Genomic DNA, 12,087 nt, shown 5'->3' on the forward strand with positions numbered 1-12,087 from the left:
AACTACCCTTCGCTGCACTATAACCATATGAAATCACCTCATCCCCCCAATGGAGGCTGATACATGAAGCTCAGTATAATCATACCAACCTACAATGAGGAGGAATACCTTCCAGGACTCCTTGAAAGTATAAAAAGGCAGGATTTCAGGGACTACGAGGTCATAGTTGCAGATGCAGACTCGACCGACAATACCCTAAGGATAGCTGAGGATTACGGTTGCCGTGTTGTTGACGGAGGACTGCCGGCAGCTGGAAGAAACCGTGGCGCTGCCGTCGCCCGCGGCGAACTCCTCCTCTTCCTTGACGCTGACCTTGTACTCACAGACGGCTACCTCAGGGACGCCGTTGAGGAGTTCGAATCAGAGGGCCTTGGAATAGCAATAACCCAGATGATACCACTTTCAACAAGGAAAAGGGATAAGATACTCCATGAATTTGCGAACAGGTTCATGATACTTGTTGAGTCCATAAAGCCCCATGGTGCCGGTTGCTACGGTATACTGGCCAGGAGGGATCTTCATGAAAGGGTTGGGGGCTTTGATGAGTCCCTTGACTTCGGCGAGGACACCGACTACATAGAACGGATAGGGAAAATAAGTAAATTCAAGGTCCTCAGAAAGCCGAGGGTGCTTGTATCCATCCGTAGACTTGAAAAGGAGGGACTCAGGAACCTTGCATTCAAGTACACCAGGAGCACGATATATGATTTCATGGGAAAAAGGCTCAGTGCAGAGGACCTCAACTACGAATTCGGTTATGATAAAAAGCCACGGGTCCTCTACTCGGTCTGCGGTGAGGGTATGGGTCATGCTATAAGGAGCGGTGTGATCCTGGAAGAACTTGTAAAGGACCATGAGGTACTCATATTTGCAAGTGACCGCGCCTACAGATACCTGAGCAGCAAATTCGATAACGTCCATGAGATATACGGTTTCAACACGGTCTATGAGGACAACTCCGTTAATGATGTTAAAACATTTGTCAGGGCCATGAGGACATTCCCCAGGGACCTGAAGGAGAACCTTAAGCTCCTCTACCGCACAGCAAGGGACTTTAAACCGGATGTTGTTGTCTCTGACTTTGAATTCTATGCCAGCCTCATAAGTAACATGCTTCGAATACCCCTCATAAGCATAGACAACATGCATGTTATAACCAAGTGCAGGATCGAGTACCCTGATAGGTTCAGGAAGGACAAGCTGAAGGCCGAGGCCGTGGTGAGGTCCTTTATCGTCAGGCCGAGGAGATACCTTATAACAAGTTACTTCTTCCCCGAGGTCAGGGACCCTGAGAGGGTGTCCATGTATCCCCCGGTACTGAGGGAGGAGATAAGGAACCTTAAGCCGTACTATGGTGACCATGTCCTGGTCTACCAGACAAGTAAATCCAATGAGAAGCTCCTTGAAATACTCAGAAGCATTGACAGGAAGTTTATCGTCTATGGATTTGATGTCGACAGAGAGGAGGGGAACCTCCTCTTCAGGAAATTCAATGAGGACCGCTTCTTCAGGGACTTTGAATCTGCCGCTGCGGTCATCACAAACGGTGGTTTCACCCTTATAAGCGAGGCCCTCCACCTTAAGAAGCCCGTCTACAGCGTCCCTGTCAGGGGCCAGTTTGAGCAGATACTCAATGCTGTTTACCTTGAAAGGCTGGGTTACGGTGAATTCCACGAGGAAATACGCAGGGAATCCATTGAAGAGTTCCTTGGCCGCCTGGACATCTACAGAAAGAACCTTGAAGGATACGATGATGGTAACAATGAGATAATAGATGCCCTTAAAAAAACAATAAGGGAGTGCGCAGGGGGATGTTAACAAATCAGTTAAAAATAAGTTAATCCTGGATGCTGATGAGTTAAATGATTCAAAAATCCTTTAAAAGGGGTTTGGTGCAGCTAGAGTGTTACACCAAGATCCAGCTGCTCTGTGAGCTCCTTGTATCTGTTCCTTATTGTTACCTCGGTTACACCCGCAACCTCGGCAACGTCCCTCTGGGTCTTCCTCTCACCCAGAAGAACAGATGCTATGTACAGTGCTGCCGCTGCAACACCTGTAGGGCCCCTTCCAGATGTTAAACCGTTCTTCATGGCCATTTCAATTATTTCGATGGCCTTGGACTGGACCTTCCCTGAAAGTCCCAGTTCACTTGCAAACCTTGGAACGTAGTCAACGGGTGATGTTGGGGGAAGTTTTATGTTCAGTTCCCTTGTGAGGAACCTGTAGGTCCTTCCAACCTCCTTCTTGCTTACCCTTGATACCTCAGCGATCTCATCAAGTGTCCTGGGGACGTTGCAGCTTCTGCATGCCGCGTAGAGTGATGCTGCAACAACTCCTTCAATGCTCCTTCCCCTTATGAGTTTGTTTTCCACCGCTCTCCTGTACACCATTGAGGCGGCTTCCCTCACACTTCTGGGGAGGCCAAGCCTTGATGAGTCCCTGTCAAGTTCACTGAGAGCAAATGCAAGATTTCTCTCTGTGGCGCCTGAAATCCTTATCTTCCTCTGCCACTTCCTGAGACGGTACCACTGGGCCCTGTTCCTTGCCGGTATGTCCCTTCCGTATATGTCCTTGTTTCTCCAGTCTATCATTGTGGAGAGTCCCTTGTCGTGTATGGTGTAGGTTATGGGTGCACCTACCCTTGTCCTCTTGTCCCTCTGTTCATGGTCAAAGGCCCTCCACTCAGGACCCATATCAACCAGGTTATCATCTATGACAAGCCCGCATTTCCCACAGACAATTTCAGCCCTTTCGTAGTCGCCCCTGAGATCTTCGGAGCCACATTCAGGGCATTTTGTTTCCTTCTCTATTTCAGAAACATCAGACCTCATTTTTTCCTTCGTTTCCTTCGCCCCCATTTTTTCACATTCTTTATACCCTCGTATAAAGTCTCTCCAACTCGGTTCTCAAACTTTTCTGTGTTTACTGCACGACTTGTTTTGATGGATATGTATGGTTTCCGTGTTGGACCAAAGATATCATGGACGCTTCCAATCCTCTTTCCATCAGAAGTAAAAACAGGTGCTCCAAGCTTCGGTGTTCTCTCTGAGCGTGCTATGATTCTTCCCCTGTTGGAGATATGTGAAATATTCCCTAAAATCTTCATAATCCACCGAAAATTTTATATAGAATATTCTCGATTTACTCATATATAAATGTTTCGATAATTATATATTTCAGTGGCTATCTGCGATGTGCCTTCCATAGTAGAGGGCCGCAAGAAGGCCCGCAAGGGTCGGTGCAGCGTAACTTGCAATCCTGTCAATGACACTTGCAGCCATCACATAATCAGCCCCTATACCTGCAACAGCAAATAGGGCCACAAGTATGCCCTCCCTGAGACCAAGGGAGCCTGGAAGAAGGGGAAGAAGGGATATGAGGATCCCCCCAGTATAGATAATGATAAGGGGGACCATGGGTGGTGAAACCCCCACCGCCATGAAGCATATGTAAAGGCGGCAGACATCAAGGAACCACATCATCAGGGATATGAAAAACCCCAGGACAAAGACCCTCCGGTCCCTGAGGGTCATTGAGAAACCATCCGTGAACCTCTTTATATAGAACATCACCCTGTCATGTATCCCTGAGAACTTGATATCCTCTGCCCTGAAACGGGATATCCATGAGACAAGTCTGCGGGTGACTGAAATGGCTATGCTCTGGGCTATCCTTGTGTTCATACCCGCATAGATGGCGAGGGAAAAGATGACAATGGTTGTGAATATAAGGAAACTGACGGTGAGCCTGGTCCATAAAGATATATCCCATGTCATTATGAGTACCGCCGAGAGTATGGATATCAGAGCAAAGGGCACGAATTCAAAGACCCTGTCAGCAGTTGATGATGCGAAGCCAATCTCAAAGGGTGTCCCTTCAACCTCCAGGAGGAGGTAAGCCCTCAGCGGCTCACCCCCTGCAGCCCCCGGGGTTATGTTGTTCCCGAATATGCTTGCAAGAAGCATCATAAAGAGCCTTGGAAAGGCCGGTGCCTCATCAACCAGGTTAAGTATAAGCCTCCATCTGAGGGTCCAGAGTAAAAGGATCATGGCCTCAAAAAGGAAATTCAGGGCCAGGAAATACATGCTGGTGCCCTCAAGGGCTGCCAGTATATCCCCGAAACCTGCAAAAAAACTTATAAGGAATATTATGACTGCGACGGCAAGGAAGGAGAATATTATGGTCTTCCTGTTCTCCCTCAGATATGCAAAGACATCCTTCTCAGCCATAAAATCAACTACTTCAAGCCAAGAATCTCAGAGAGGGTTAAACCCCTTCCATAGGCATCCTTTATGAGGATCTCCTTCTCCTTTATCTTGAGGGCCTCCTTAACAACATCACCGATGAGCCTCCAGGGTACAGCAACAACCCCTGATTCATCCCCCATGATGAAATCACCTGGCTCAACCGTCACACCGTCGCACTCCACCGCCATGTTTATGGATCCCTCTGCAAGGGGTTCCCCTGCGCAGGGAACATGGCTCCTTGAGAATACCGGGAAATCAAGACCCCTGATGGCATCAAGATCCCTGCATGAGCCATAGATAACCGCCCCTGCAATCCCCCTGTTCATGGCAGCCATTGATGTGAGTTCACCCCATACAGCCATTTCATCGCCATCGGTCCTTATGAAGATAACATCCCCTGAGTCCGCAGCATCAACCGCCAGGACTGAAGTGCCCCAGTCGCGGCTGGATGTCTCTGCGGTTACAACGCGACCGGCCACCATCAGCCCGTTAACTGATTTCAGAGATGTGATGGCCCTGTTTTCACCGGTTACACTCTTCACCGCATCAGAAAGCTGTGGGGTGGATATGTCCTTCAGGAGCCTGGTGGGGTCCCTCACAGCGCCAAGACCCCTGAGACGTTCAATGGGTTTTATACCCCTTCGAACCATAAAATCAGTCTTGAGGAGTTGTAACCTCTTCGACCATGGTTTTTCCAGCTACAACCTCATCAACACTGTGTATGGAACCACCATAGCTCTCGATTGCCTCTGTTATCTCATCAAAATCCAGGTCGTTCCCCTGAATCGTCACCTTAATGTTCTCTGTCTCCTTATCAATCTCCATGAGGGTTATATTAACACCCTCAACACCCCGCAGTTCACTGAGATACTTGGCATATTCAGGTATTATTGGTTCATGGGGTTTCAGTATATCCAGAACAATCCTTATAAGGCCTTTAGCCACCATCTTTCCTCCATTCTTTTATCAAAATGATATAAGTATTATGATGAAAAGTATATTTAAATTATAACCCCCCATGATACCGGAGAAGGGGTGCCGTAAAAATCATTAATTGTATTGGATTGCTTCTGTGATTATTTTATATATCAGTATCTCCATATAAAATATAGATATTATCAAGGTTATAAAAGGGCTTAAAATGTCTCTTATGAAGCTTCAGCAGATAAACGATGAGATTGATGAACTTAAATATCAGGGAGAGCAGGGAGTGCCCATTCTCATAGAAGGCCGGAAGGATGAGGAGGCCCTCAGGGAACTGGGAGTCAACGGACCCTTCATAAAGGTTTCAGGGTCCAGTTTGAATCTCTCTGAAATCGCCCTTAGGGCCGCCATGTCCTCAAGGGTCATAATACTCACAGATTTTGATAGGAAGGGCAGTGAACTTGCAAGGAGACTTTACATGGATATACAGAGCCTTGGATCATATCCGGACCTCAGCATACGCCGCAGACTCATGGGCATGACAAGGAGATACATCAAGGACATACAGAGCCTGCCTTCATACATTGAAAGGCTGAAGTTTCAGGTCAGCCCCTACCTCTACTGATAATATCTGACAGTTATCATTACATTTAATTTGATAACCATCATTCCTCAAAAGGAGGGTTTACATGGGAAAAGAAGAGATAAGTACAACTAAATACCTTATTCACGCTCAGATTAACGCTAATGGGATCGTTGAGAAACCCGACGTCGTTGGGGCGATATTCGGTCAGACCGAAGGCCTTCTCAGCAACGACCTTGACCTCAGGGAACTTCAGAAGACAGGGAGAATCGGTAGAATCAAGGTCAACATAACATCAAGGGGGGGTAAATCAAAGGGTGAGATCATCATCCCGTCAAGCCTGGACCGTGTTGAGACAGCCATACTCGCAGCCTCCCTTGAAACCATCAACCGTGTTGGTCCCTGCGAAGCCTACATCCAGGTTACAAAGGTGGAGGATGTCAGGGCCGTTAAAAGAAAAAGGGTGGTTGAGAGGGCCAAGGAGATCTACGCCAGCATGATGGAGGAAGTGACCCCTGAAAGCCTCAGGATGATAGAGGAAGTTAAGGAGGCTATGAGGGTCCATGAAATCACCGAGTACGGTGAGGAGAAGCTTCCAGCAGGCCCAAACGTTGAGACATCCGATGCGATACTCGTTGTTGAGGGCAGATCAGATGTGCTAAACCTCCTCAAGTACGGTATAAAGAATGCAATCGCGGTTGAGGGTGTCAGTGTACCGAAAACCGTTGCAGATCTCACAAAGAAGAAAACGGTCACGGCCTTTGTTGACGGTGACCGCGGAGGCGAATTAATACTCAAGGAACTGCTCCAGGTGGGAGAGATAGACTATGTGACAAGGGCGCCCCGCGGAAAGGAGGTTGAGGACCTTGAGAAGGATGAGATAATGATGGCCCTGAGGAACAAGGTCCCTGTTGAACAGTTCTACCATGAACTCGGAATGCAGCCCTCAAAGAAAAAAACAGAGGATAAACTGGTCCTCCTGAAGAACATACTCAAGGAACTTGAGGGCACAGGGAACGCGGAGATACTGGATGATGCCCTGAACATACTGAAGGAGGTGAAGGTGGAAAACCTCTACGATGAACTGAGCAGGGTCAACAACCACCCCTACGCAGTGGTCTTTGATGGGGTCATAACACAGCGCCTCGTGGACATCTCCTTTGAGAAGGGGCTAAAGTACCTTGTGGCCGTGAGGAGCGGGGACATAGTAAAAAAACCCCACAGCCTGAAACTGATAACAGGCCACACATAACCCATCCATGAAAGAAGGCATGAAAAATGTATGTTGATATGAATCGGGAGTATCTGAAGGACATAAATACCACAGAGGACGTCAGGATACCTGAGGATCCCCTTGAAAGGGTTATAGGCCATGACGATGTAATGCCAATGATAAAGATAGCTGCAAAGCAGCGAAGACACCTGCTTCTCGTTGGGCCGCCGGGCATAGGAAAGTCGCTCCTTGCCCAGGCCCTTTCGTTTCATCTGCCGGAACCATCTGAGGAGATAACGGTCGTTCATAACCCTGAGAGGCCCGAAAGACCCTTTGTTGAGGTTAAAAGTCGCAAGGAAATAGAAAATGAAATCCTTGAAATTGAAAGGGCTGAGGGAGAACTGATAGACCCTCAGAGTGTTCCGGATGCCGTTGCAGAGAGACTTGGATTCAAGTGTATACACTGCGGGGAGTACAGCAGTGCATACAGCAGTCTCTGCCCAAAATGTGGCGGGGACAAATTTTCACACATAAAGGCCAGGCGAAAGCATATAGGGGATCTCCTCGGAATGTTTGAGATGAGTTCAGGTCACCTAAGCGTTCCCCAGAAGCGGGTTACCACCACAAGGATCATTGATGGTGTTGAGGAGGTTGTTATCTATGAGAGGGTTGGTGGTGATGAAATCAAGGTCCTTGACCAGAGCGCCCTTGAAAAGAGAAGACAGATGGTTGAGGAGAAACCCAGGAACGTCATAGTACCCCTTGACCGGAAAACCTTTGTCCAAGCAACAGGGGCCAGTGAAACCGAACTCCTTGGTGATGTCCGCCACGACCCCTACGGCGGCCACCCGGACCTCGGTTCACAGCCCTATGAACGGGTAGTCCCGGGGGCCGTCCATGAGGCCCATGAGGGCGTCCTCTTCATAGACGAGATAGTCCATATTGCAGGACTTCAGAGGTTCATATTCAGTGCAATGCAGGATAAGACCTTTCCGATTGTGGGCAGGAACCCACAGAGTGCAGGGAGCTCGGTGAAGGTTGATGAGGTCCCCTGCGACTTCATATTCGTGGGTGCATGTAACATTGCAGATCTGCAGTACATACTCCCTCCGCTGAGGTCACGTGTGCAGGGTGAGGGCTATGAACTTCTCCTTAACACAACAATGCCTGATACTGACGAGAACAGGGCAAAGATAGTCCAGTTTGTTGCACAGGAGATTGAACTTGATGGGAGGATACCCCATGCACGTGCCGCTGCCGTTGAGATACTCATTGAGGAAGCCAGACGCCGTGCAAGGGTCATTGATGACACAAATGATGCCCTTACACTCAGACTCCGTGACCTTGGAGGCGTTGTCAGGATGGCCGGTGACCTTGCAGTTATGGATGGCAGCAAATACATTGAAAGCAAGCACATGGAGGTTGCCGTGAGGAAAGCTGTTTCCGTTGAGGACCAGATCATAAGAAGGTACAAGAGCTTTGAAAAGGCCCTTGAGAAGGACCTTTCAAGTTCACAGCGCATGTCACAGCACAGATACAGCAATGAAAACATAGACCGCAGTTACATGTAATCGCAAGATTTAAGTTGGCTTTCTGGTAGATACAATGAACATGAATGGAGCTGCAGAGGAAAACCAGAGCCTTCTTGAACGTTATAATTTCCCTGAACTCATTGAGGAGTATCTAATTGAACTTGAAATCAGAAATTATTCCCCCAACACAATAAAAACCTATAAATCAATTATTAAAAACTTTTATGAATTCTTAATGGATGAGGGTGACCTCTACGACGACAGAAGGGTTCTTCGATCATTCAAGAGGTACATACAGTATCTTAAAAGGGATAAAAACGTCACCCAGAACTACATATATCTTGTAACCGTTGTTGTGAAGAAGTTCTTTGAATTCAGTGAAATAAACTGCCTTGAGGAGGTCCAAGCTCCCAAGAGGACCAAGTCGCTACCAAAGTCCCTCAGTGAAGAGGATGTAAGGAAACTGATAGATGCTGTTGAGGTCTCTGATGACGGCTCAGAGCTTCATGTGTTCATCAGGACCCGTGATCGTCTCATACTTTCACTCCTCTATTCCTCGGGACTCCGTGTCTCTGAACTCGTCTCCCTGAGGATAAATGATATAGACCTTCAGGACAGGACCATCAGGATAAGAGGTAAGGGGGATAAGGACCGTATAGTCCTCTTTGATGAGAACACCAGGCATCTGCTTGAGGACTATCTCCAGAAAAGAGTCTATGAAAGTGATTACCTCTTCTTAAACCGCTTCGGCGACCCCCTGACTCCAAGGTACGTTCAGATGATGATAAAGAACTATGCCCGTAAGGCGGGTATAAACAAGAAGGTCACTCCTCACATCCTGAGGCATTCCTTTGCAACCCACCTCCTGAAGAATGGTGTGGATATAAGGGCTATACAGCAGCTCCTCGGCCATTCAAACCTTTCAACCACGCAGATATATACGAGTGTGGACATGCAGACCCTTAAAAATGTCTATGACCGTGCTAAACTCCTTTAATTGTTTTTTATTAATACCTTATATTGATTTCAGATTCATCCAGATAAAAAAAGTTTATATGTAGCTTCAGCTACAATATATCCATGAATTTGAATATTTGAATGGAGGTTAGCGGTTGCTACAGGAATTTGCAGACTACGTCACATACAGCCTCATCGGGCTGGAACCATCATCCCACCTTGGAAGTGCGGTTAACTTCTTCATCTATGACACCATAAAGATATTCCTACTGCTCATAACCCTAATATTTGTTATATCATTCCTCAGAACCTACATCCCCCCAAACAGGGTGCGGGAGCTCCTTGAAAAACGCCATAAATATACCGGAAACTTTCTGGCTGCTCTCGTAGGGATAATCACCCCCTTCTGTTCATGTTCAGCTGTCCCCCTCTTCATAGGATTCGTTGAGGCTGGTGTCCCTCTAGGCGCGACCTTCTCCTTCCTGATATCCTCCCCCATGATAAATGAGATAGCGATAATACTCCTCTCGGACTCTTTGGCTGGGAGATAACAGCCTTCTACATAATATCCGGTTTCATAATCGCCATCCTCGGAGGAATACTTATCGGGAAACTGAGGATGGAGAAGGAACTGGAAGATTACGTCTATGAAACTGTTGAAAAGATGAAGGCCCTTGGAGCCGCAGATGTGGAGCTACCTCAACCGGATCTGAGGGAAAGATACATCATTGCAAAGAATGAAACAGTGAACATACTGAGGAGGGTTTCACCCTACATCATCATCGCAATAGCCATCGGCGGCTGGATACACGGATATCTCCCATCAGACTTCCTCCTGGATTATGCTGGAAGTGACAATATCCTCGCGGTCCCCATGGCCGTGCTCATAGGCGTCCCCCTCTACTCGAATGCCGCCGGGACCATACCACTGATATCGGCCCTCATAGAGAAGGGTATGGCTGCAGGGACGGCCCTTGCACTTATGATGTCAATAACAGCCCTATCACTCCCTGAGATGATAATCCTCAGAAGGGTTATGAAACCAAAACTCCTCGCCACCTTCATAGCCATACTGGCAGTTTCAATAACGCTAACAGGTTACATCTTTAACCTTATAATCTAGAGAGGTGAAAATATGAAGATACAGATATTCGGCACTGGATGTGCCAACTGCCAAATGCTTGAGAAAAACGCCAGAGAAGCTGTTAAGGAACTTGGAATCGACGCTGACTTTGAAAAGATAAAGGACATGGATAAGATACTCGAAGAAGGACTTACAGCCCTGCCGGGACTTGCGGTTGACGGTGAACTTAAGATTATGGGGAGGGTCGCATCAAAGGACGAGATCAAAAAAATCCTCTCATAATCCATTTAATTTTGAATCATGTTAATGCTGATACCCTGATAATCCATTCAAGGTGAGAATCATGGTTAGTGATGAAGAGAAGGGCTTTGAGGGTAAGATAAAGGCCATGATTAACTCAAGGGCCTGCGCCTGCCAGACAGGTATCCTTGAGAAAAAGAAATCAGGCCTCAGATACGTGAACTGTAAGGGCTGCGGTAAGCTCTTCAAAACCGACAGAGACACAGAGTACTGTTATGACTGTGAGAAGAAACTGAAGAGCAGGTGAAGACCTTCCCTTTTATAACCCTGGCATCAGAGCGCTGATACAGCCAAATACAGGCGGCCCCTGATTTCATGCCCTCAGCATGATCTTCATCCCCTGGACACGAAAAAATGGAGGTTTTATAATTGTACAGGAAGATATTGCTTGCTACAGATGGATCTGAATGTTCCAATATCGCAGCGGAACACGCCATCAGGATAGCTGAACAGAATGATGCAGAGTTAATAGTCCTGACAGTGACTGAGATATACCCTGTTGCGGAACTGCCGGTTGAAGAACTGACCCGTAAGGTGATCAAGCTCTTCAGGGAGGAATCAGAAAGAGCCCTGAAACACGTAAAAGAAAGGATAGAAGAAAAAGAGTCAGGTCTGAAATTCACTTTAAAGAGTGTTGAGGGAAAGGCAGCTGATTCAATCCTTAAAGTCGCAGAGGATGAGGATGCCGACCTCATCGTTGTCGGATTTTCAGGCAAACACGCCCTTGAAAGATTCATCATGGGGAGCGTGTCAGAAAGAGTTGTGAGGAATTCAAAGGTCCCGGTACTTGTAGTTCACAGAAAATAGGTTAGAAATTAAGGTAATTGTTATGACTTCATGTAAACCAGGGAACCCGAACCCTGAAGATATAAGGCTCCTTAAGGAGAAACTGAAAAAACTATCTGAGGACGATATAGCCCGAAAGTCTGAAATTCTGAAGGCCCTTGCAGACCCCACAAGACTCCTTATAGTCCACCTCCTATCCAGTGGGGAGCTCTGCGTATGTGAGATAATGGCCGCCCTTGAAAAGCCACAGCCAACAGTTTCACACCACCTAAATGTATTAAAGCAGGCCGGCATCCTTAAATCACGAAAGGTTGGTGTATGGGTCCACTACAGCCTTGCAGACGAGAAGCTACCTGGAAAGATAGATGAGATTCTTAATATGATATAAAGATAAAGGACAGTTACAGTCTGAAATGGCATGTAACTGTCCTCTCCATATCCCTGAAACACCCCCCCCTTAA

16 protein-coding genes are annotated in these 12,087 nt (G+C 47.2%); 11 read left to right on the forward strand and 5 right to left on the reverse strand.

Annotated features, from left to right (window positions below):
* Positions 1 to 63 precede the first annotated feature (63 nt).
* The gene (locus N5910_RS06455) at positions 64 to 1,818 is read left to right on the forward strand and encodes an MJ1255/VC2487 family glycosyltransferase (protein WP_261599436.1); all 1,755 of its coding nucleotides are present in this window, start codon (positions 64 to 66) and stop codon (positions 1,816 to 1,818) included.
* 80 nt (positions 1,819 to 1,898) lie between these two features.
* On the opposite strand, the gene N5910_RS06460 is transcribed toward N5910_RS06455, so the two are convergent.
* From N5910_RS06460 to N5910_RS06480, 5 genes are all read right to left on the reverse strand, one after another.
* Positions 1,899 to 2,831, reverse strand: a complete 933-nt coding sequence (locus tag N5910_RS06460) for a transcription initiation factor IIB (RefSeq protein WP_261599888.1) — start codon at positions 2,829 to 2,831, stop codon at positions 1,899 to 1,901.
* Positions 2,828 to 3,106 carry an H/ACA ribonucleoprotein complex subunit GAR1 gene (locus tag N5910_RS06465; protein WP_261599437.1) on the reverse strand — a complete coding sequence of 93 codons (279 nt, stop codon included), beginning with the start codon at positions 3,104 to 3,106 and terminating at the stop codon, positions 2,828 to 2,830. The genes N5910_RS06460 and N5910_RS06465 overlap by 4 nt, the downstream gene beginning before the upstream one ends.
* Positions 3,107 to 3,176: 70 nt before the next feature.
* A complete protein-coding gene (locus tag N5910_RS06470; RefSeq protein ID WP_261599438.1) occupies positions 3,177 to 4,229 on the reverse strand; it encodes a UPF0104 family protein in 1,053 nt (350 codons plus the stop codon).
* A gap of 8 nt (positions 4,230 to 4,237) precedes the next feature.
* Entirely contained in the window at positions 4,238 to 4,897 is a 660-nt protein-coding gene (locus N5910_RS06475; protein ID WP_261599439.1) for an RraA family protein, read from the reverse strand.
* Positions 4,898 to 4,901: 4 nt separating this feature from the next.
* Positions 4,902 to 5,195 carry a DUF211 domain-containing protein gene (locus tag N5910_RS06480; protein WP_074359202.1) on the reverse strand — a complete coding sequence of 98 codons (294 nt, stop codon included), beginning with the start codon at positions 5,193 to 5,195 and terminating at the stop codon, positions 4,902 to 4,904.
* A gap of 193 nt (positions 5,196 to 5,388) precedes the next feature.
* On the opposite strand from N5910_RS06480, the gene N5910_RS06485 reads away from it, so the two are divergent.
* The 10 genes from N5910_RS06485 to N5910_RS06530 all read left to right on the forward strand — a co-directional run bounded on the left by N5910_RS06485 (position 5,389) and on the right by N5910_RS06530 (position 12,014).
* Positions 5,389 to 5,796, forward strand: coding sequence for a toprim domain-containing protein (locus N5910_RS06485; RefSeq protein ID WP_074359203.1), 408 nt, complete (start codon positions 5,389 to 5,391; stop codon positions 5,794 to 5,796).
* 64 nt (positions 5,797 to 5,860) lie between these two features.
* Complete coding sequence (gene dnaG, locus N5910_RS06490) at positions 5,861 to 7,006, forward strand: DNA primase DnaG (RefSeq protein ID WP_074359204.1); 1,146 nt, start codon at positions 5,861 to 5,863, stop codon at positions 7,004 to 7,006.
* Positions 7,007 to 7,032: 26 nt separating this feature from the next.
* Positions 7,033 to 8,538, forward strand: a complete 1,506-nt coding sequence (locus tag N5910_RS06495; protein ID WP_074359205.1) for a Lon protease family protein — start codon at positions 7,033 to 7,035, stop codon at positions 8,536 to 8,538.
* A 40-nt stretch (positions 8,539 to 8,578) separates the two neighbouring features.
* A complete protein-coding gene (gene xerA, locus N5910_RS06500) occupies positions 8,579 to 9,496 on the forward strand; it encodes a site-specific tyrosine recombinase/integron integrase (RefSeq protein WP_261599441.1) in 918 nt (305 codons plus the stop codon).
* A gap of 115 nt (positions 9,497 to 9,611) precedes the next feature.
* Positions 9,612 to 10,007, forward strand: coding sequence for a permease (locus N5910_RS06505; RefSeq protein WP_261599442.1), 396 nt, complete (start codon positions 9,612 to 9,614; stop codon positions 10,005 to 10,007).
* A gap of 35 nt (positions 10,008 to 10,042) precedes the next feature.
* Positions 10,043 to 10,579, forward strand: a complete 537-nt coding sequence (locus tag N5910_RS06510) for a permease (protein ID WP_261599889.1) — start codon at positions 10,043 to 10,045, stop codon at positions 10,577 to 10,579.
* 12 nt (positions 10,580 to 10,591) lie between these two features.
* The gene (locus tag N5910_RS06515) at positions 10,592 to 10,822 is read left to right on the forward strand and encodes an MTH895/ArsE family thioredoxin-like protein (RefSeq protein WP_074359207.1); all 231 of its coding nucleotides are present in this window, start codon (positions 10,592 to 10,594) and stop codon (positions 10,820 to 10,822) included.
* A gap of 61 nt (positions 10,823 to 10,883) precedes the next feature.
* On the forward strand, positions 10,884 to 11,087 hold the full coding sequence (locus N5910_RS06520) for a hypothetical protein (RefSeq protein WP_074359208.1): 204 nt from the start codon (positions 10,884 to 10,886) through the stop codon (positions 11,085 to 11,087).
* Positions 11,088 to 11,209: 122 nt separating this feature from the next.
* Positions 11,210 to 11,647, forward strand: coding sequence for a universal stress protein (locus tag N5910_RS06525; RefSeq protein ID WP_074359209.1), 438 nt, complete (start codon positions 11,210 to 11,212; stop codon positions 11,645 to 11,647).
* Positions 11,648 to 11,669: 22 nt separating this feature from the next.
* Entirely contained in the window at positions 11,670 to 12,014 is a 345-nt protein-coding gene (locus tag N5910_RS06530) for an ArsR/SmtB family transcription factor (RefSeq protein WP_074359210.1), read from the forward strand.
* The last annotated feature ends 73 nt before the right edge of the window (positions 12,015 to 12,087 follow it).

The organism is Methanothermobacter wolfeii, from assembly GCF_025397995.1.
GTDB lineage: Archaea > Methanobacteriota > Methanobacteria > Methanobacteriales > Methanothermobacteraceae > Methanothermobacter > Methanothermobacter wolfei.

Bases quoted from the DNA above. Each gene is read 5' to 3' on its own strand.
- N5910_RS06460 (WP_261599888.1), bottom strand. From the start codon at position 2,831: ATGAGGTCTGATGTTTCTGAAATAGAGAAGGAAACAAAATGCCCTGAA.
- dnaG (WP_074359204.1), top strand. From the start codon at position 5,861: ATGGGAAAAGAAGAGATAAGTACAACTAAATACCTTATTCACGCTCAG.
- N5910_RS06495 (WP_074359205.1), top strand. From the start codon at position 7,033: ATGTATGTTGATATGAATCGGGAGTATCTGAAGGACATAAATACCACA.
- N5910_RS06530 (WP_074359210.1), top strand. From the start codon at position 11,670: ATGACTTCATGTAAACCAGGGAACCCGAACCCTGAAGATATAAGGCTC.
- N5910_RS06515 (WP_074359207.1), top strand. From the start codon at position 10,592: ATGAAGATACAGATATTCGGCACTGGATGTGCCAACTGCCAAATGCTT.
- N5910_RS06470 (WP_261599438.1), bottom strand. From the start codon at position 4,229: ATGGCTGAGAAGGATGTCTTTGCATATCTGAGGGAGAACAGGAAGACC.
- N5910_RS06520 (WP_074359208.1), top strand. From the start codon at position 10,884: ATGGTTAGTGATGAAGAGAAGGGCTTTGAGGGTAAGATAAAGGCCATG.
- N5910_RS06465 (WP_261599437.1), bottom strand. From the start codon at position 3,106: ATGAAGATTTTAGGGAATATTTCACATATCTCCAACAGGGGAAGAATC.
- N5910_RS06485 (WP_074359203.1), top strand. From the start codon at position 5,389: ATGTCTCTTATGAAGCTTCAGCAGATAAACGATGAGATTGATGAACTT.
- N5910_RS06475 (WP_261599439.1), bottom strand. From the start codon at position 4,897: ATGGTTCGAAGGGGTATAAAACCCATTGAACGTCTCAGGGGTCTTGGC.
- N5910_RS06455 (WP_261599436.1), top strand. From the start codon at position 64: ATGAAGCTCAGTATAATCATACCAACCTACAATGAGGAGGAATACCTT.
- N5910_RS06480 (WP_074359202.1), bottom strand. From the start codon at position 5,195: ATGGTGGCTAAAGGCCTTATAAGGATTGTTCTGGATATACTGAAACCC.
- xerA (WP_261599441.1), top strand. From the start codon at position 8,579: ATGAATGGAGCTGCAGAGGAAAACCAGAGCCTTCTTGAACGTTATAAT.